General features: G+C 72.8%; 16 protein-coding genes. 9 read left to right on the forward strand and 7 right to left on the reverse strand.

Annotation, left to right across the window (positions count from 1 at the left end; all coding sequences use genetic code 11):
• The first annotated feature begins 6 nt into the window (after positions 1 to 6).
• On the forward strand, positions 7 to 1,779 hold the full coding sequence (locus OG937_18490; protein WUD73527.1) for an ATP-grasp domain-containing protein: 1,773 nt from the start codon (positions 7 to 9) through the stop codon (positions 1,777 to 1,779).
• 326 nt (positions 1,780 to 2,105) lie between these two features.
• On the opposite strand, the gene OG937_18495 is transcribed toward OG937_18490, so the two are convergent.
• Together OG937_18495 and OG937_18500 are read right to left on the reverse strand one after the other, a co-directional pair.
• On the reverse strand, positions 2,106 to 3,131 hold the full coding sequence (locus OG937_18495; GenBank protein ID WUD73528.1) for a DeoR/GlpR family DNA-binding transcription regulator: 1,026 nt from the start codon (positions 3,129 to 3,131) through the stop codon (positions 2,106 to 2,108).
• A 142-nt stretch (positions 3,132 to 3,273) separates the two neighbouring features.
• Entirely contained in the window at positions 3,274 to 4,722 is a 1,449-nt protein-coding gene (locus OG937_18500; protein WUD73529.1) for an NAD(P)H-quinone dehydrogenase, read from the reverse strand.
• A 63-nt stretch (positions 4,723 to 4,785) separates the two neighbouring features.
• Here OG937_18500 and OG937_18505 point away from each other — a divergent pair, with 63 nt between their 5' ends.
• The 3 genes from OG937_18505 to OG937_18515 all read left to right on the forward strand — a co-directional run bounded on the left by OG937_18505 (position 4,786) and on the right by OG937_18515 (position 8,199).
• Complete coding sequence (locus OG937_18505; GenBank protein ID WUD73530.1) at positions 4,786 to 5,223, forward strand: gamma-glutamylcyclotransferase; 438 nt, start codon at positions 4,786 to 4,788, stop codon at positions 5,221 to 5,223.
• 134 nt (positions 5,224 to 5,357) lie between these two features.
• Positions 5,358 to 6,191 (forward strand): purine-nucleoside phosphorylase, encoded by an 834-nt coding sequence (locus OG937_18510; GenBank protein WUD73531.1) that lies wholly within the window; start codon positions 5,358 to 5,360, stop codon positions 6,189 to 6,191.
• Between the two features lie 277 nt (positions 6,192 to 6,468).
• The gene (locus OG937_18515; protein ID WUD73532.1) at positions 6,469 to 8,199 is read left to right on the forward strand and encodes a phospho-sugar mutase; all 1,731 of its coding nucleotides are present in this window, start codon (positions 6,469 to 6,471) and stop codon (positions 8,197 to 8,199) included.
• 80 nt (positions 8,200 to 8,279) lie between these two features.
• On the opposite strand, the gene OG937_18520 is transcribed toward OG937_18515, so the two are convergent.
• The 3 genes from OG937_18520 to OG937_18530 all read right to left on the reverse strand — a co-directional run bounded on the left by OG937_18520 (position 8,280) and on the right by OG937_18530 (position 10,558).
• The gene (locus tag OG937_18520; GenBank protein ID WUD73533.1) at positions 8,280 to 8,933 is read right to left on the reverse strand and encodes a PH domain-containing protein; all 654 of its coding nucleotides are present in this window, start codon (positions 8,931 to 8,933) and stop codon (positions 8,280 to 8,282) included.
• A 78-nt stretch (positions 8,934 to 9,011) separates the two neighbouring features.
• Positions 9,012 to 9,974 (reverse strand): hypothetical protein, encoded by a 963-nt coding sequence (locus tag OG937_18525; protein ID WUD73534.1) that lies wholly within the window; start codon positions 9,972 to 9,974, stop codon positions 9,012 to 9,014.
• Positions 9,971 to 10,558: a SigE family RNA polymerase sigma factor gene (locus OG937_18530; GenBank protein WUD73535.1), complete on the reverse strand. Its 588-nt coding sequence runs from the start codon at positions 10,556 to 10,558 to the stop codon at positions 9,971 to 9,973. The genes OG937_18525 and OG937_18530 overlap by 4 nt, the downstream gene beginning before the upstream one ends.
• Before the next feature lie 130 nt (positions 10,559 to 10,688).
• Here OG937_18530 and deoC point away from each other — a divergent pair, with 130 nt between their 5' ends.
• From deoC to OG937_18545, 3 genes are read left to right on the forward strand one after another with little or no spacing between them, the layout of a single operon-like run.
• A complete protein-coding gene (gene deoC, locus OG937_18535) occupies positions 10,689 to 11,684 on the forward strand; it encodes a deoxyribose-phosphate aldolase (GenBank protein WUD78806.1) in 996 nt (331 codons plus the stop codon).
• Positions 11,685 to 11,692: 8 nt separating this feature from the next.
• Entirely contained in the window at positions 11,693 to 13,198 is a 1,506-nt protein-coding gene (locus OG937_18540; GenBank protein WUD73536.1) for an aldehyde dehydrogenase family protein, read from the forward strand.
• Positions 13,191 to 14,096, forward strand: coding sequence for an aldehyde dehydrogenase family protein (locus OG937_18545; GenBank protein ID WUD73537.1), 906 nt, complete (start codon positions 13,191 to 13,193; stop codon positions 14,094 to 14,096). Before OG937_18540 ends, OG937_18545 begins: the two co-directional genes overlap by 8 nt.
• A gap of 123 nt (positions 14,097 to 14,219) precedes the next feature.
• Here OG937_18545 and OG937_18550 read toward each other — a convergent pair whose 3' ends face one another.
• Positions 14,220 to 14,570 (reverse strand): hypothetical protein, encoded by a 351-nt coding sequence (locus OG937_18550; protein ID WUD73538.1) that lies wholly within the window; start codon positions 14,568 to 14,570, stop codon positions 14,220 to 14,222.
• Between the two features lie 97 nt (positions 14,571 to 14,667).
• On the opposite strand from OG937_18550, the gene OG937_18555 reads away from it, so the two are divergent.
• Complete coding sequence (locus OG937_18555) at positions 14,668 to 15,366, forward strand: ATP-binding protein (protein WUD73539.1); 699 nt, start codon at positions 14,668 to 14,670, stop codon at positions 15,364 to 15,366.
• Between the two features lie 153 nt (positions 15,367 to 15,519).
• On the opposite strand, the gene OG937_18560 is transcribed toward OG937_18555, so the two are convergent.
• On the reverse strand, positions 15,520 to 16,296 hold the full coding sequence (locus OG937_18560) for a SigE family RNA polymerase sigma factor (GenBank protein WUD73540.1): 777 nt from the start codon (positions 16,294 to 16,296) through the stop codon (positions 15,520 to 15,522).
• A gap of 187 nt (positions 16,297 to 16,483) precedes the next feature.
• On the opposite strand from OG937_18560, the gene OG937_18565 reads away from it, so the two are divergent.
• Positions 16,484 to 17,161 (forward strand): response regulator transcription factor, encoded by a 678-nt coding sequence (locus tag OG937_18565; GenBank protein WUD73541.1) that lies wholly within the window; start codon positions 16,484 to 16,486, stop codon positions 17,159 to 17,161.
• Positions 17,162 to 17,179: the final 18 nt, after the last annotated feature.

A 17,179-nucleotide genomic window follows, 5' to 3' on the forward strand; every position in this document is an offset into this window, starting at 1 on the left:
GCCATCGTGCGCAAGGTGCTCATCGCCAACCGCGGTGAAATCGCAGTCCGCGTCGCCCGTGCCTGCCGGGATGCCGGGATCGCCAGCGTGGCCGTCTACGCGGAGCCGGACCGGGACGCGCTGCATGTGCGCGTGGCCGATGAGGCGTACGCGCTGGGCGGTGACACCCCGGCCACCAGTTACCTGGACATCTCCAAGGTGCTGGCGGCCGCAGCCGAGTCCGGGGCCGACGCCGTCCACCCCGGCTACGGCTTCCTGTCGGAGAACGCCGACTTCGCCCAGGCCGTCCTGGACGCCGGGCTCACCTGGATCGGCCCCCCGCCGCAGGCCATCCGTGACCTCGGCGACAAGGTCGCCGCCCGCCACATCGCCCAGCGCGCCGGAGCGCCCCTGGTCGCCGGCACCCCCGACCCCGTGTCGGGCGCCGACGAGGTCGTGGCCTTCGCGCGCGAGCACGGCCTGCCGATCGCGATCAAGGCCGCCTTCGGCGGCGGCGGCCGCGGCCTGAAGGTCGCCCGCACCCTGGACGAGGTCCCCGAGCTGTACGAGTCGGCCGTCCGCGAGGCCGTCGCCGCCTTCGGCCGCGGCGAGTGCTTCGTCGAGCGCTACCTCGACAAGCCCCGGCACGTGGAGACCCAGTGCCTGGCCGACAGCCACGGCAACGTCGTGGTCGTCTCCACCCGGGACTGCTCCCTGCAGCGCCGCCACCAGAAGCTGGTGGAGGAGGCCCCCGCGCCCTTCCTGACCCCGGAGCAGAACGCCCAGCTGTACGCGGCGTCCAAGGCCATCCTCAAGGAGGCCGGCTACGTCGGTGCCGGCACCTGCGAGTTCCTGGTCGGCACGGACGGCACCATCTCCTTCCTGGAGGTGAACACCCGTCTGCAGGTCGAACACCCGGTCACCGAGGAGGTCACCGGCATCGACCTGGTCCGCGAGATGTTCCGCGTCGCCGACGGCGAGGAGCTCGGCTACGACGACCCGCCGCTGCGCGGCCACTCGTTCGAGTTCCGCATCAACGGCGAGGACCCCGGCCGGGGCTTCCTCCCCGCCCCCGGCACCGTCACCCGTTTCGACGCGCCCACCGGCCCCGGTGTGCGTCTGGACGCGGGTGTCGAGGCCGGCAGCGTGATCGGCCCCGCCTGGGACTCCCTGCTGGCCAAGCTGGTCGTCACCGGCGCCACCCGGCAGCAGGCCCTGCAGCGCGCCGCGCGCGCCCTGGCCGAGTTCCAGGTCGAGGGCATGGCCACCGCCATCCCGTTCCACCGCGCGGTGGTCGCCGACCCCGCCTTCGCGCCCGAGGTCCACGGCAAGCCCGGTCCGTTCACCGTCCACACCCGGTGGATCGAGACCGAGTTCGTCAACGACATCAAGCCCTTCGCCGCCCCGGCCGACGCCGAGGAGGACGCCGAGCCCGGCCGCGAGACCGTGGTGGTCGAGGTCGGCGGCAAGCGGCTGGAGGTCTCCCTGCCCGCCTCACTGGGCATGACCTTGGCCCGCACCGCCGCCGCCGGCGGTGCCCGCCCCAAGCGCCGCGCCACCAAGAAGGCCGGCTCCGCCGCCTCCGGTGACTCCCTGACCTCCCCGATGCAGGGCACGATCGTCAAGATCGCCGTCGAGGAGGGCCAGCACGTCAACGAGGGCGACCTCGTCGTGGTGCTGGAGGCGATGAAGATGGAGCAGCCCATCAACGCCCACCGCGCCGGCACCATCAAGGGCCTCACCGCGGACGTCGGCTCCTCCGTCTCCTCGGGTGCCCTCCTCTGCGAGATCAAGGACTGACGTCCCGTCCGCGGACGGCAGCACGAACGCCGCGGGCCCCAGCCGGTGATCGGCTGGGGCCCGCGGCGTTCTCCGTCCGGGACGGCCCAGGTGTGGCCCTAGGGCCAGTCGTCAAATTGCCGCCTGCCCCGCGGCGCCTGGCACGGCACTCCCCCAGCCTTCGGCCGGGGGTGCCCCCACGCTGCGTTGTCGAATCGTCCGAGTAGCCCACTACGAGGACGACTCTCCGCCTTGCGATGCACCGCACCTGGGGGCACCTCCCAGCGGAGCTGGGGGAGCCGCTGGGCCCGCCCTCCGGGCGGCCGACGTCAATTCGACGACAGGCCCTAGCGGCGCCGCGGGGCCAGGTCGGCGATCCGGGCGGCCTGCTGCTCCCCGGCCAGTTGGGCGGTGCGCAGCGGGGACATGCCCGACACGCCGCCGCCCGACTGGCCGGCGGCCCTGGCGCGCGGCTCGCCGGGAGCCGTACCGCCCGGATAGTTGCCGGAAGGGTGCTGATGGCGCCGGGGTCCCGGCACGGGCGGCATCTCCCGTCGCTGCCGCCCGTGGGGCATCCCGTTGTCCGCCCCGTCGGTCGACGCGACGGCGACCTGGACACCGCGGTCGGCCAGAGCCTGGAGCTCCGTCGCGGCGCGGTCGTCGCCCGCCGGCGGTTCGTCCGTGACCAGATGCGTGATCAGGTCCGTGGGCACGGTCTGGAACATGGTGTCCGTGCCCAGCTTGGTGTGGTCGGCCAGGACCACGACCTCCGCCGCCGCCTGGACCAGGGCCCGGTCGACGCTGGCGGAGAGCATGTTGGACGTGGACAGCCCGCGTTCCGCGCTCAGTCCCGCCCCGGACAGGAAGGCCCGCGACACCCGCAGCCCCTGCAGGGACTGTTCGGCGCCGCTGCCGACCAGCGCGTAGTTGGAGCCGCGGAGCGTGCCACCGGTCATGACGACCTCGACCCGGTTCGCGTGCGCCAGGGCCTGTGCCACCAGCAGGGAGTTGGTGACGACGGTCAGCCCCGGCACCCGGGCGAGCCGGCGTGCCAGCTCCTGGGTGGTCGTGCCGGCGCCGACGACGATGGCCTCGCCCTCCTCGACGAGACCTGCCGCGAGATCGGCGATCGCCGTCTTCTCCGCGGTCGATAGATGGGATTTCTGCGGGAAGCCGGACTCCCTGGTGAAGCCCCCCGGCAGCACCGCACCGCCGTGCCGGCGGTCGAGCAGTCCTTCTGCCTCCAGCGCCCGCACGTCACGCCGTACGGTCACTTCCGAGGTCTGGACGACGCGGGCGAGCTCACGGAGCGAAACCGCTCCGTTGGCGCGCACCATTTCGAGGATCAGTTGGCGACGTTCTGCTGCGAACACGAAACTGACAGTAACGCCAATGACCGTCTGCTATCAGCAGTTTGCACCGATTAACAGAAGTTGTTCGCAGTGCCGGACGTCCCGTGCTATAGAGACAATGGCATTCGCTCGGTTGACGACCGGCCTGCGCCGGAGGCGGGTCTCAGAGCTCCCCGGCCGCCTTGCGGGTCGCCAACTGCCGTGCGGCTTCGGCGATCGAGCCCGACAGCGACGGGTAGACCGTGTAGGTGTTCGCCATCTGTTCGACGGTCAGATTGTTGTCGACCGCGATCGAGATGGGGTGGATGAGTTCGCTCGCCCGCGGCGAGACGACCACACCGCCGACGATGATGCCGGTGCCCGGACGGCAGAACAGCTTCACGAAGCCGTCCCGGATGCCCTGCATCTTGGCGCGCGGGTTGCGCAGCAGCGGGAGCTTGACGACCCGTGCGTCGATGACGCCCGCGTCGACGTCGGCCTGGGTGTAGCCGACGGTCGCGATCTCGGGATCGGTGAAGACGTTCGAGGAGACCGTCTTGAGGTTGAGCGGGCCGACCGTCTCGCCCAGGAAGTGGTACATCGCGATCCGGCCCTGCATGGCCGCGACCGAGGCGAGCGCGAAGACGCCCGTGACGTCACCGGCCGCGTACACGCCGGGGGCCGAGGTGCGCGAGACCTTGTCGGTCCAGATGTGGCCGGAGTCCTTGAGCTTGACGCCCGCGCCCTCCAGGCCCATGGCGGCGGTGTTCGGTATCGCGCCGACCGCCATGAGGCAGTGGCTGCCGGTGATGACCCGGCCGTCGGAGAGGGTGACCTCGACGCGGTCGCCGACCCGCTTGACGGACTCGGCACGGGAGCGGGCCATGACGTTCATGCCGCGGCGGCGGAAGACGTCCTCCAGGACGGCGGCCGCGTCCGGGTCCTCGCCGGGCAGGACGCGGTCGCGGGAGGAGACGAGCGTCACCTTGGAGCCGAGGGCCTGGTACGCGCCGGCGAACTCGGCGCCGGTCACACCGGAGCCGACCACGATGAGCTCCTCGGGGAGCTCGTCCAGGTCGTACACCTGCGTCCAGTTGAGGATCCGCTCGCCGTCCGGCTTCGCGTCGGGCAGCTCGCGGGGGCGGCCGCCGGTGGCGATCAGGACGGCGTCGGCGGTGAGGGTCTCCGAAGTGCCGTCGGCCGCCTCGACGATGACCGTGCGGGAGCCGTCGATCGCCTGCATGCCCTCCAGCCGGCCGCGGCCGCGCATCACCCGGGCGCCCGCACGGGTGACGGAGGCGGTGATGTCGTGGGACTGGGCGAGCGCGAGGCGCTTCACCCGTCGGTTGACCTTGCCGAGGTCGACGCCGACGACCCGGGCGGCCTGCTCGATGTGCGGTGTGTCGTCCGCCACGATGATGCCCAGTTCCTCGTACGACGAGTCGAAGGTGGTCATCACCTCGGCCGTCGCGATCAGGGTCTTGGACGGCACGCAGTCGGTGAGCACCGAAGCCCCGCCCAGACCGTCGCAGTCGACGACGGTCACCTCCGCGCCCAGCTGGCTGGCCACGAGGGCCGCTTCGTATCCGCCGGGTCCGCCACCAATGATCACGATCCGAGTCACGTACCCCATTGTCCCGCACGCGCCAAGTGATCACTTACGGGGGCGGTGCCCCGCTGTCGTACTCTCATGACCATGTCGCTCTACGCCGCCTACGCCGGCAACCTCGACGCCCGGCTGATGACGCGCCGCGCCCCGCACTCGCCCCTGCGCGGCACCGGCTGGCTCAGCGGCTGGCGCCTCACCTTCGGCGGCGAGCAGATGGGCTGGGAGGGCGCGCTCGCCACCCTGGTGGAGGACCCGCTGCACCAGGTCTTCGTCGGGCTGTACGACATCGCCCCGGTCGACGAGGAGCCGATGGACCGCTGGGAGGGTGTCCCGCTGGGCATCTACCGGCGCCACATGGCACGGGTGCACACCCTCGACGGCGACGTGCCCGCGTGGCTCTACGTCCTCAACGACTACGAGGGCGGCCTGCCGTCCGCGCGCTACCTCGGCGAGATCGCCGACGCGGCGGAGTCCGCGGGCGCCCCGCACGACTACGTCATGGAACTGCGCAAGCGTCCCTGCTGACCCGCCGGCAACGACGGCCGCAGGACGTCCGGAAGGTCCCGCAGGGCCCGTCAATCGGCGGATCCTCCGAAATTTCGCAGACCGTGACCTGGGACGTCTACGCGCGTAGGAGAGAACCGGCTACTCTCATCCGCGTGAACTCTTCCGCAACTCCCCACGCCGCCCGAACCCCGCTGGGCGACCCGTACGCCGCCGCCACGGCCGCCGCCGCCCGGCTGCGCGAGCTGACCGGCGGCGAGACCCACGACGTCGCCCTGGTGATGGGCTCCGGCTGGGTGCCGGCCGCCGACGCCCTCGGCGAGGCCGAGTACGAGTTCGACGTGACCGAGTTGCCGGGCTTCCCGCCGCCCGCCGTGGCCGGTCACTCCGGCAAGGTGCGCTCGGTGCGGATCGGCGACAAGCGGGCGCTGGTCTTCCTGGGCCGCAACCACTTCTACGAGGGCCACGGCGTCGCCACCGTCGCGCACGGCGTGCGCACCGCCGTGGCCGCCGGCTGCAAGACCGTCGTCCTGACCAACGGCTGCGGCGGGCTGCGCCCCACCTACCGTCCCGGCCAGGCCGTGCTGATCAGCGACCACATCAACATGACGGCCGCCTCGCCGATCGTCGGCGCCAACTTCGTCGACCTCACCGACCTGTACTCGCCGCGGCTGCGCGCCCTGTGCAAGGAGGTCGACCCCTCCCTGGAGGAGGGCGTCTACGTCCAGCTCCCCGGCCCGCACTACGAGACCCCGGCCGAGATCAAGATGGTCCGGGTCATCGGCGGCGACCTCGTCGGCATGTCCACCACGCTGGAGGCCATCGCGGCCCGCGAGGCGGGCGCCGAGGTGCTCGGCATCTCCCTGGTGACCAACCTCGCCGCCGGCATGACGGGCGAGCCGCTGAACCACGAGGAGGTCCTGGAGGCCGGCCGCGACTCCGCCGCGCGGATGGGCAGCCTGCTCGCCCAGGTGCTCGAGCGGATCTGACCGCCCCACACCCCCGGTGGGGCGGACCGGCGTACCCGTACGGGCACGCCGCGCGCGATCCCGGGGGTGCCCGCACCCTGGTTAGGGAAGGCGTGCCACGGGGAGGTAACCGGGCGGCGCCCGCCGCGGCAGCCCGCTCCGCCGCCGCCCGGCCGGACGGGATCCCGCCGCGCGGCCTCCCGCTGTGGCATCGGTCGCGGGCAGCACGGGCCGGAGGCCCCAGGCCGACCCGCGCGCTGCGCGGGCGGCACCGAAGACGACATCGCAGGAGCATCACGTGGCAAGCGCAAGCGAGAAGGCGGAGCTGATCCCTCAGGCGCGCACCTGGCTGGCCGAGGACCCGGACCCCGACACCCGGGCCGAGTTGGAGGCGCTGCTCACGGCGGTCGAGTCGGGCGACCCGGCGGCGGCCGAGGACCTCGCGGCCCGGTTCGCCGGCACCCTGCAGTTCGGTACGGCGGGGCTGCGCGGGGAGATCGGCGCTGGCCCGATGCGCATGAACCGCTCCGTGGTCATCCGGGCCGCCGCCGGTCTCGCCGCGTACCTCAAGGCGCAGGGCCAGGGCGACGGGCTGGTCGTCGTGGGTCACGACGCCCGCCACAAGTCGGTGGACTTCGCCCGTGACACCGCCGCCGTCATGGTCGGCGCGGGCCTGCGGGCGGCCGTGCTGCCCGGGCCGCTGCCCACGCCGGTGCTGGCCTTCGCGATCCGTCACCTGGGCGCCGTCGCGGGCATCGCCGTGACCGCGAGCCACAACCCCCCGCGTGACAACGGCTACAAGGTCTACCTGGGCGACGGCTCGCAGATCGTCCCGCCCGCCGACGCCGGGATCGCCGACGAGATCGCCGCGATCGGCCCGCTGACCGGCGTCCCGCTGGCGGACGAGGGCTGGCAGCTCCTCGGCGAGGAGGTCGTCGAGGCCTACCTGGACCGCGCCGCCTCGGTCGTGGACCGGCACACCCCGCGCGACATCTCGGTCGTCTACACCCCCCTGCACGGTGTCGGCCGCGACGTGCTGACCGCCGCCTTCGAGCGGGCCGGGTTCGGCGCCCCGCACGTCGTCGCCGAGCAGGGCGAGCCCGACCCGGACTTCCCGACCGTCGCCTTCCCCAACCCGGAGGAGCCGGGGGCGATGGACCTGGCCTTCGCCGCGGCCCGGGCCCTCGGCCCCGACGTCGACATCGTCATCGCCAACGATCCCGACGCCGACCGCTGCGCCGTGGCCGTGCCGGACCGCACCGCCGCGGACGGCTGGCGGATGCTGCGCGGCGACGAGGTCGGCGCGCTGCTCGCCACCCACCTGGTGCACCGCCGGGCCAGCGGAACCTTCGCCGCGAGCATCGTCTCCTCCTCCCTGGTCTCGCGCATCGCGGCCCGCGCGGGACTGCGGTACGCCGACACCCTGACCGGCTTCAAGTGGATCTCCCGGGTGGAGGGCCTGCGGTTCGGCTACGAGGAGGCCCTGGGCTACTGCGTGGACCCCGAGGGCGTGCGGGACAAGGACGGAGTCACCGCCGCCCTGGCCGTCGCGGAACTGACCGCCGAGCTCAAGGCCAAGGGCCGTACGCTCTGCGACCTGCTGGACGACATCGCCCTGGAGTACGGGCTGCACGCCACCGACCAGCTCTCGGTACGGGTCGCCGACCTGTCGGTCATCGACGACGCGATGAGCCGGCTGCGGGAGCGGCCGCCCAGCTCGCTGGCCGGTCTCGCCGTCGTCACCGCCGAGGACCTCTCCCAGGGCAGCGCGCAGCTGCCGCCGACCGACGGCCTGCGCTACCGGCTGGCCGGCTCCCCGGGAGCCGGCGTGGAGTCGGCGCGGGTGATCGTGCGGCCGAGCGGCACCGAGCCCAAGCTGAAGTGCTACCTGGAGGTCGTGCTGCCCGTGCCGGGCGCCGACCGGCTGGCCGGCGTCCGCGCCCAGGCAGCCGACGTCCTCGCGGCCGTCAAGGCCGACCTCGCGACCGCCGCCGGGCTCCCCCGGGACGAGGCCGCGGCGAAGGCCTGACGCTCAGACAACGCCGACGCCCCGGTCGTGCCCGCTCGGGCACGACCGGGGCGTCGGGGTGTGCGCCCGGGTCCGCCGGCTCAGCCGATGGCGAGCAGGACGATCAGCACGACCGCCCCCGCCACCGCCGGGGCGATCACCTCGTACGCCCAGCGGACCGTGACCTCGCCCTGCGCGCCCTCGTGGCCGCCGTGCCGCTCCGCGAGCTCGCGCAGTTCGTCCACGACCCGGTCGGACCAGGCCCGGGTCGAGTCCGTGGCGCCGGGACGGGACCCCAGCGTCGCGCCCGGGTCGCCCGCCGCGGCGGCGCGCGTCTTGGCCCGCGCGGCCCGCTTGCGGGCGCGCATCGACACGGGGACGGCCCACAACTGGTACTTCTTGCCCTCCACGAACAGCTCCGTCGAGTACCCCGAGCGCAGCCCCTCCACGGCGCTCCAGGGCGCGGTGACGGTACGGAACGGGTTGCGCACCAGGAGGCGGTCGTCACCGGCCAGGACGACCGGACGCAGGGTGAACGCGACGACCAGCGGCACGATCAGCAGCAGCAGTGCGAGGGCCACCCAGGGCGTGTCGCCCGTACCGCGGACGATCGCGTCGATGCCGAGCCACAGCGTGATGGCGAGCATGAGCACGCCGCCAACGACGCCGGCCGTCGAGCGGTAGGAGCGCTCGGCGTACTTCGGCTGCCCGGGGTCGGGCTGCGGTTCGGGGGCGGGGTTCTCGGAGCTCGTCATGAGATCAGATTGTGCCTGACCCCGGCCCTGCGCCCTGCGGGACGGAGGTTGCGTTAGTGCATCGGCGTCAGCGACGACCTACTGGTACGCCTTGTCCTCCCTGGAGTCGTAGACGAGCTTGCCCGCCGCGTCGTAGCCCTGGATGTGCGGCAGGGAATCCTCCGGCGCGGCAAGGACCCCCGTCGCGACGAAGTAGCCGTGGTCGAGCGCCGCCTGCCGGGTGACGCCGCCCCAGGAGACGGTGACCTTGGCGACCCCGGGCTCGACCGTGCCGATGCTGCCCCAGCGGAAGGGGAAGTCGTACGGCAGCCCCGGGCCGGTGGTGCCGTCCTGCTTGTAGAGCCGGTAGGCGTTGTCGTCCGGCACGACGGGCCCGCGGCCCGGGGCGCCGTCCGCTCCGGTGCTGCTGTTGATGCCACCCGCCTTCCCGTCCTTGTCCGTGCAGATCAGGCGGACGGGGGCGCCGTCCACGGTGCCGACCGCCACCACACGGATGCCGTCGCCCGGGGAGTTCTTGTCGCCGGTGGCGTTCAGCGCGAGGATCACGCGGTAGTCCTCGGCCTTCCCGTAGTCGCTTGCGAAGGCGGACACCTTGGGCTGGTGTTGCCCGCCGTACGCCAGGCACCTCTCCAGCACCTCGCCCGCCCGCTCCATCGTGATCCCGTCCGCCAGTTGCCCCGGCGTCGCGGGGCCTTCGGGCCCGCTCGCCCGCGCCGGGGCGGAGGTGCGCGGCTGGGCGGCGCTCGCCGTCACGGACGGCCGGGCGTCGTGGGCCGGCAGGGCGGTCGTGCCGGCACCGCCGGGCTGGTAGTGCATCGCGACGGCCGTGCCCGGCACCGCGACCAGCGCCGCCAGCCCGGCCCCGGCGGCGAACACCCGGCGTCTGCGGCTCGTCCTGCCCCGGCGCACGATCGTGGCGTAGGGCGCCTCGCCGGTGCGCAGCCCGTCCGTCTGTTCCTCGAGGAGCTCGCGCAGCTGCGCCTCGAACTCCGTGTCGCCGTCCGCGGGGCCGAACCCCGCCATGTCGCCCTTGTCCCTCATCGGACCCCTCCTTCGACCCTCGTGTCCTTCGCCGGGCCCCATGGCCCCGTCCTCGTCCCTGTGGCCGCCCCGGCGGCGACCGGCTCCGCGGCCACCACGGCCGTGCCCAGCCGGGCCCGCAGCTTGGCCAGGCCCCGGGCCGCCTGGCTCTTGACCGTCCCGGCCGAGCAGCCCAGTGCATGGGCCACCTCGGTCTCCGACAGGTCGTCCCAGTACCGCAGCACGACCACGGCCCGCTGCCGGGCGGGCAGCTCGCCGAGCGCCGCCAGCAGTTCCTCCCGCAGCGCCACCCGCGCCGTGGGATCGGCTCCGGCGCCTTCGGGCGGTACGTCCGTGAGCCGTTCGGCCACGCGTTTCTTGCGGAACCGGTCCTTGTTGCAGCTGATCAGGATCCGTCGCACGTAGGCGTCCGGATTGTCGCTGCGCTGCACCCGCCGCCAGGACCGGTAGGCCTTGGCCAGCGCGGTCTGCGCCAGGTCCTCGGCGTGATGCCGGTCACCCGTGAGCAGATAGGCGGTCCTGACCAGATGGGTCCATCTGGCACGGACGTAGCCTTGGAACTCCGCCTCGTCGTCTGGATTCATCGATGACCCCCTTCACCCACCAGACCACCGGTTCCGCCGATTCGGTTGCCGGACCCCCCGTACGGGGACAGTCGGACCCGTTCCGACCGGTGACATTCGCTACGCGCGTAGATATGCTGGTCTGGTGACCATGCCCACCACTGTTCCCGCTCACGGCCCCGACGCCGCGGCCCGGCTGGCGTCCATGGCCGACGTCACGGCCTCCGACGCCGCGCTGCGCCGCTTCCTGCACGGGCTGCCCGGCGTCGACGCGGTCGGCCTCGAAGGCCGCGCCGCAAGCCTCGGCACCCGTTCGATCAAGACCACGGCGAAGGCGTACGCCATCGACCTGGCGATCTCGATGATCGACCTGACCACGCTCGAAGGCGCGGACACCCCCGGCAAGGTCCGGGCGCTGTCCGCCAAGGGCGTCAGCCCGGACCCGACCGACCGCACGACCCCCCGGGTCGCCGCGATCTGCGTCTACCCGGACATGGTCGCGACCGCCAAGGAGGCCCTCGGCGACTCCGGCGTGCGCGTCGCGTCCGTCGCCACCGCCTTCCCGGCCGGCCGCGCCGCGCTGCCGGTGAAGCTCGCCGACACCGCCGACGCGGTGGCCGCGGGCGCCGACGAAGTGGACATGGTCATCGACCGCGGCGCCTTCCTCGCCGGCCACTACCTGAAGGTCTTCGAGGAGATCAAGGCGGTCAAGGAGGCCTGCCGCCGTCCCGACGGCAGCTCCGCCCACCTCAAAGTCATCTTCGAGACCGGCGAGCTGGCGACGTACGACAACATCCGCCGCGCCTCCTGGCTCGGCATGCTCGCCGGCGCCGACTTCATCAAGACCTCCACCGGCAAGGTGGCGGTCAACGCCACCCCCGCCAACACCCTCCTGATGCTCGAGGCCGTGCGCGACTTCCGCGCCGCCACGGGCGTCCAGGTCGGCGTGAAGCCCGCCGGTGGCATCCGCACCTCCAAGGACGCCATCAAGTTCCTGGTCCTCGTCAACGAGACCGTGGGCGACGAGTGGCTGAGCAACGAGTGGTTCCGTTTCGGCGCGTCCAGCCTGCTGAACGATCTGCTCATGCAGCGCCAGAAGCTGAGCACCGGCCGCTACTCCGGTCCCGACTACGTGACGGTGGACTGAGAACCCCGATGACACAGACCAAGAAGAACCAGCAGCCCCAGCAGCCCCAGCGGACCCAGCCGGCCGGGCAGCCGAAGCCGGGCTCCGCCTTCGCGTACGCGCCGGCGCCCGAGTCCCGCTCCGTCGTCGACATCGCCCCCTCCTACGGCCTGTTCATCGACGGCGAGTTCACCGACGCCGCCGACGGCCGGGTCTTCAAGACCGTGAGCCCGTCCAGCGAGGAGGTCCTCTCCGAGGTCGCCCGGGCCGGCGAAGCGGACGTGGACCGGGCCGTCGAGGCCGCCCGCAAGGCCTTCGCGTCGTGGTCGGCGCTGCCCGGCTCCGAGCGCGCCAAGTACCTGTTCCGCATCGCCCGGATCGTCCAGGAGCGCTCGCGCGAGCTGGCCGTCCTGGAGTCGCTGGACAACGGCAAGCCGATCAAGGAGACCCGCGACGCCGACCTCCCGCTGGTCGCCGCGCACTTCTTCTACTACGCCGGCTGGGCCGACAAGCTCGCGCACGCCGGCTTCGGCCCGGCCCCCCGTCCGCTGGGCGTGGCCGGCCAGGTCATCCCGTGGAACTTCCCGCTGCTGATGCTGGCGTGGAAGATCGCCCCGGCGCTGGCCACCGGCAACACGGTCGTCCTCAAGCCGGCCGAGACCACCCCGCTGTCGGCGCTGTTCTTCGCCGACATCTGCCGCCAGGCGGGCCTGCCCAAGGGCGTCGTCAACATCCTCCCCGGCTACGGGGACGCCGGTGCCGCGCTGGTCGCGCACGAGGGCGTCGACAAGGTCGCCTTCACCGGTTCCACCGCCGTCGGCAAGCAGATCGCCCGCACCGTCGCCGGTACGAAGAAGAAGGTCACCCTGGAGCTGGGCGGCAAGGGCGCCAACATCGTCTTCGACGACGCGCCGATCGACCAGGCCGTCGAGGGCATCGTCAACGGCATCTTCTTCAACCAGGGCCAGGTGTGCTGCGCGGGCTCCCGCCTGCTGGTCCAGGAGTCCGTCGCGGACGAGGTGCTGGACGCGCTCAAGCGCCGGCTGTCGACGCTGCGCGTCGGCGACCCGCTGGACAAGAACACCGACATCGGCGCCATCAACTCCGCCGAGCAGCTGGCCCGGATCACCGCGCTCGCCGAGGCCGGCGAGGCCGAGGGCGCGGAGCGCTGGTCGCCGGCCTGCGAACTGCCCTCCGCGGGCTACTGGTTCGCGCCGACGCTCTTCACCGGGGTCACCCAGGCGCACCGGGTCGCCCGCGAGGAGATCTTCGGCCCGGTCCTGTCGGTGCTGACCTTCCGCACCCCGGCCGAGGCCGTGGAGAAGGCCAACAACACCCCGTACGGCCTGTCCGCCGGGATCTGGACGGAGAAGGGCTCGCGCATCCTCTCGGTCGCGAACCAGCTCCGGGCCGGTGTGGTGTGGGCCAACACGTTCAACAAGTTCGACCCGACCTCGCCCTTCGGCGGCTACAAGGAGTCGGGCTTCGGTCGCGAGGGCGGCCGCCACGGCCTGGAGGCGTACCTCGATGTCTGAGAAGTCCGAGACGGTGCGGCTGTCCGTCTTCAAGACCTACAAGCTGTTCGTCGGGGGCAAGTTCCCCCGCAGCGAGAGCGGGCGGGTGTACGAGGTGACCGACGCCAAGGGCAAGTGGCTCGCCAACGCCCCGCAGTCCTCCCGCAAGGACGCCCGTGACGCGGTGTCCGCCGCCCGCAAGGCCTTCGCGGGCTGGTCGGGCGCGACCGCGTACAACCGCGGGCAGATCCTCTACCGCATCGCGGAGATGCTGGAGGGCCGCCGGGAGCAGTTCGTCCGCGAGGTCGGCGAGGCCGAGGGGCTGTCGAAGTCCAAGGCGGCGGCCGTGGTGGACGCCGCGATCGACCGCTGGGTCTGGTACGCCGGCTGGACCGACAAGATCGCCCAGGTCGTGGGCGGCGCCAACCCGGTGGCGGGGCCGTACTTCAACCTGTCGAGCCCTGAGCCGACCGGGGTCGTCGCGGTCGTCGCGCCGCAGGAGTCGTCCTTCCTCGGCCTGGTCTCGGTGGTCGCCCCGGTGATCGCCACCGGCAACACCGCGGTCGTGGTGACCAGTGAACGGGCCCCGCTGCCCGCGCTGTCGCTGGGCGAGGTGCTGGCCACCTCCGACCTGCCGGGCGGGGTCGTCAACATCCTGTCCGGCCGCACGTCCGAGGTCGCGCCGACGCTCGCCGCGCACATGGACGTCAACGCGCTCGACCTGGCGGGGACGGTGGACGACGCCGCGCTGGCGAAGGAGCTGGAGGTCGCCGCCGCCGACAACCTCAAGCGCGTGCTCCGTCCACAGGCTGTGGACTGGGCCGCCGAGCCCGGCACGGACCGCCTGACGGCCTTCCTGGAGACCAAGACCGTCTGGCACCCCGCGGGTGCCGGCGCGGCCTCGGGCTCCGCTTACTGACCCGGTCCCCCCGGCGGCCCGTCCCGTCGCCGGGGGACCGGCACCTCCCGCACGGCCCGGCGGCGGGTCCCCGCGACCGATGTGTCCCCGCGAGGGCCCGCCGCCGTACGCGTCCGAGCGCCGTCAGCCGCCCTGCAGGGTCCTGACGGTGTCGCCGATCAGCGGCAGGTCGGCGACCGAGCGGCTGTCGGCGATCGGCTTGGTGACGTCCGCGGTGGAGACCGGCTTGAAGTCGGCGACCTGCGAACTCACGGCGTTGTCCAGGGGGTTGACGCTGGTCTGCGCGAACGGGTTCACCGGCAGCTGGTTCACCGTGCCGATCAGGGCCGACGTCGCCGCCCGGCCGGCCTCGGCGGCCGTGGCCGCTCCTCCGCTCCGGGCGTCCGCGTGCGCCGCCCCCGCCGAGGCGACGGCCGCGACGGACGACACCGCGAGGACGGTGGCGCGGAGAAGGGTGCGGGAGAACTGCGGCATGAGGATCCACCTGCCTGGTCCCCGGCCCGCGTACGGACCGGTCCCGGGACGGCGCGGCGGCCGTCTCCGTACGCGACAATGACGTCACTCACGGTAGTTGGTTGAACATCACGCATCCAAAGCATGTCCCGGCGGGTCACTCCAAAGGCTGAATGCGTCACACTGGTGTCCCGTGAGCTCTCGCCCTCCCGCCGCCCGCGTGATCCTGCTGACCGGCCCCTCCGGGTCCGGCAAGTCCTCCCTCGCCGCCCGCACCGGACTGCCGGTCCTGCGACTGGACGACTTCTACAAGGAGGGTGACGACCCGTCCCTCCCGATGCTGCCGAGCGGCATCGGCGCCGACTGGGACTCCCCGCTGTCCTGGAACGCCGACGCGGCCGTCGCCGCCGTCGCGGAGCTGTGCGCCACGGGCCGGACCGCCGTCCCGGTGTACGAGCTCTCCTCCAGCTCCATCACCGGAGGGGCGGAGGTCGGCCTCGACGGTGCGCCGCTCTTCATAGCCGAGGGCATCTTCGCCGCCGACATCGTCGCGCGCTGCGCCGAACTCGGCGTGCTCGCCGACGCGCTGTGCCTGAGCCGCGGCGCGGCCACCACCGCCCGCCGCCGCTTCGTCCGGGACCTGCGCGAGGGCCGGAAGTCGCTGTCCTTCCTGCTGCGCCGCGGCTGGAACCTGATGCGCGCCGAGCGGGGCATCGTCGCCCGGCACGCGGCGCTCGGGGCGCACGTGTGCGACCGGGACGAGGCACTGGAACGGATCGGTCGCGCATCTTTTCCACCGGTCGCCGTCCGGGTTTGAACGAAGCGGCGCGCGAGTCCGTAAGGACATGCGTGAGGGAGCGGTGCGCACAGACCCCCCGCTGCGCGCGACCGCTCCCTCTTGCTTCCCCCGATTCCCCCCGGTTCCCCCGATTCCCCCCGTGGACCCCCCGGTTCCCCGTTCCCCCCGGCGTCAGGCGACCAGCTCGCCGAACGCCGCCTCCTCGTCGACGCCCGCGCTGAGCGTCTCGTCCTCGCGCAGCCGGCGCAGGGAGCGCCAGATGCTGCTCTTCACCGTGCCGACGCTGATGCCGAGGATCTCGGCGATCTCCGGGTCGGTGCGGCCCTCGTAGTAACGGAGCACCAGCATCGTGCGCTGCGGCTCCGGGAGCTTGGCCAGCGCCTGCCACAGCACGGCCCGCAGCTCGGTGCCGCGCATCGCGTCCGTCTCGCCCGCCGTCTCCGGCAGCTCCTCGGTCGGGTACTCGTTGAGCTTGCGGCGCCGCCAGGCGCTGATGTGCAGGTTGGTCATGGTCCGGCGCAGGTAACCGCCGACCGCGGCCTTGTCGCTGATCCGGTCCCAGGCCCGGTAGGTGGAGAACAGCGCGCTCTGCAGCAGGTCCTCCGCCTCGAAGCGGTCGCCCGTCAGGTGGTAGGCGGTCGCGTACAGGGAGGCCCGGCGCTCCTGGACGTAGGCGGTGAAGTCCGCGTCCGCCGTGAAGCACCGCTCCCCCGGGATCTCCCGGGCCCCCGTGGCCTCCCCGTGGGCGACACCCCCGTGCCCCCCGTCTCCCCCGTGACCGCCCTCGATCGCCGTGATGTACGGCGGCCGGGTGCGGACCACCTGACGCCCGGTGCCACGAGCGCACCCCCGCCCGCCCGTGGCACCGGACTTCTCGACGCCCCGACCCGCGGTGTGCAGGCGCGGCTGAAGGACTGCGGTGGTCGTCGTGCTGTGCAGTGCGTTCATTTCGCGCCCCCCGTGGGTGGAGCCGGCCTGGTCTTCGTACCCGTCCGGCGGGGGCCGCCCGGTAGGCGTCCCCGTCGATGACCAATAGCTTCCCGCGCCAGTTTCATGGCGTTGTCCGCCGAGTGTCACAGCCCCGTCACAGACGACGGCGGTACCTTCCACGGTCCACTTGGGAGAGAATGCGGGCGTGCCTTTCCTGTTGCTGATCGAGGACGACGACGCCATCCGAGCGAGCCTCGAACTCGCCCTGTCGCGCCAAGGCCACCGTGTGGTGGCCGCGGCCACGGGCGAGGACGGGCTGAAGCTGCTGCGCGAGCAGCGACCGGACCTGATCGTGCTGGACGTCATGCTCCCGGGCATCGACGGTTTCGAGGTGTGCCGTCGCATCCGGCGCACCGACCAGCTGCCGATCATCCTGCTGACCGCGCGCAGCGACGACATCGACGTCGTGGTGGGTCTGGAGTCCGGAGCCGACGACTACGTCGTCAAGCCCATCCAGCCGCGCGTGCTGGACGCCCGCATCCGCGCCGTGCTGCGCCGCGGCGAGCGGGACAGCACCGACGCGGCCGCCTTCGGCAGCATCGTCATCGACCGCTCGGCGATGACCGTGACGAAGAACGGCGAGGACCTGCAGCTCACGCCGACCGAGCTGCGGCTGTTGCTGGAGCTGAGCCGCCGTCCGGGGCAGGCCCTGTCCCGGCAGCAGTTGCTGCGCCTGGTGTGGGAGCACGACTACCTCGGCGACTCGCGCCTGGTGGACGCCTGTGTGCAGCGGCTGCGGGCCAAGATCGAGGACGTGCCCTCGTCGCCGACCCTGATCCGTACCGTCCGGGGTGTCGGGTACCGCCTGGACGCGCCGGCGTGAGTCAACCGCACCACGAGG

The sequence above is a fragment of the Streptomyces sp. NBC_00510 genome (genome assembly GCA_036013505.1).
In the GTDB taxonomy this organism is placed as follows: Bacteria; Actinomycetota; Actinomycetes; order Streptomycetales; family Streptomycetaceae; genus Actinacidiphila.

Excerpts from the sequence above, each read along its gene's own strand:
- OG937_18505 (WUD73530.1), top strand. The coding sequence starts at position 4,786 with ATGTCGCTCTACGCCGCCTACGCCGGCAACCTCGACGCCCGGCTGATG.
- OG937_18560 (WUD73540.1), bottom strand. The coding sequence starts at position 16,296 with ATGAACGCACTGCACAGCACGACGACCACCGCAGTCCTTCAGCCGCGC.
- OG937_18550 (WUD73538.1), bottom strand. The coding sequence starts at position 14,570 with ATGCCGCAGTTCTCCCGCACCCTTCTCCGCGCCACCGTCCTCGCGGTG.
- OG937_18525 (WUD73534.1), bottom strand. The coding sequence starts at position 9,974 with ATGAGGGACAAGGGCGACATGGCGGGGTTCGGCCCCGCGGACGGCGAC.
- OG937_18500 (WUD73529.1), bottom strand. The coding sequence starts at position 4,722 with ATGGGGTACGTGACTCGGATCGTGATCATTGGTGGCGGACCCGGCGGA.
- OG937_18545 (WUD73537.1), top strand. The coding sequence starts at position 13,191 with ATGTCTGAGAAGTCCGAGACGGTGCGGCTGTCCGTCTTCAAGACCTAC.
- OG937_18520 (WUD73533.1), bottom strand. The coding sequence starts at position 8,933 with ATGACGAGCTCCGAGAACCCCGCCCCCGAACCGCAGCCCGACCCCGGG.
- OG937_18530 (WUD73535.1), bottom strand. The coding sequence starts at position 10,558 with ATGAATCCAGACGACGAGGCGGAGTTCCAAGGCTACGTCCGTGCCAGA.
- deoC (WUD78806.1), top strand. The coding sequence starts at position 10,689 with ATGCCCACCACTGTTCCCGCTCACGGCCCCGACGCCGCGGCCCGGCTG.
- OG937_18540 (WUD73536.1), top strand. The coding sequence starts at position 11,693 with ATGACACAGACCAAGAAGAACCAGCAGCCCCAGCAGCCCCAGCGGACC.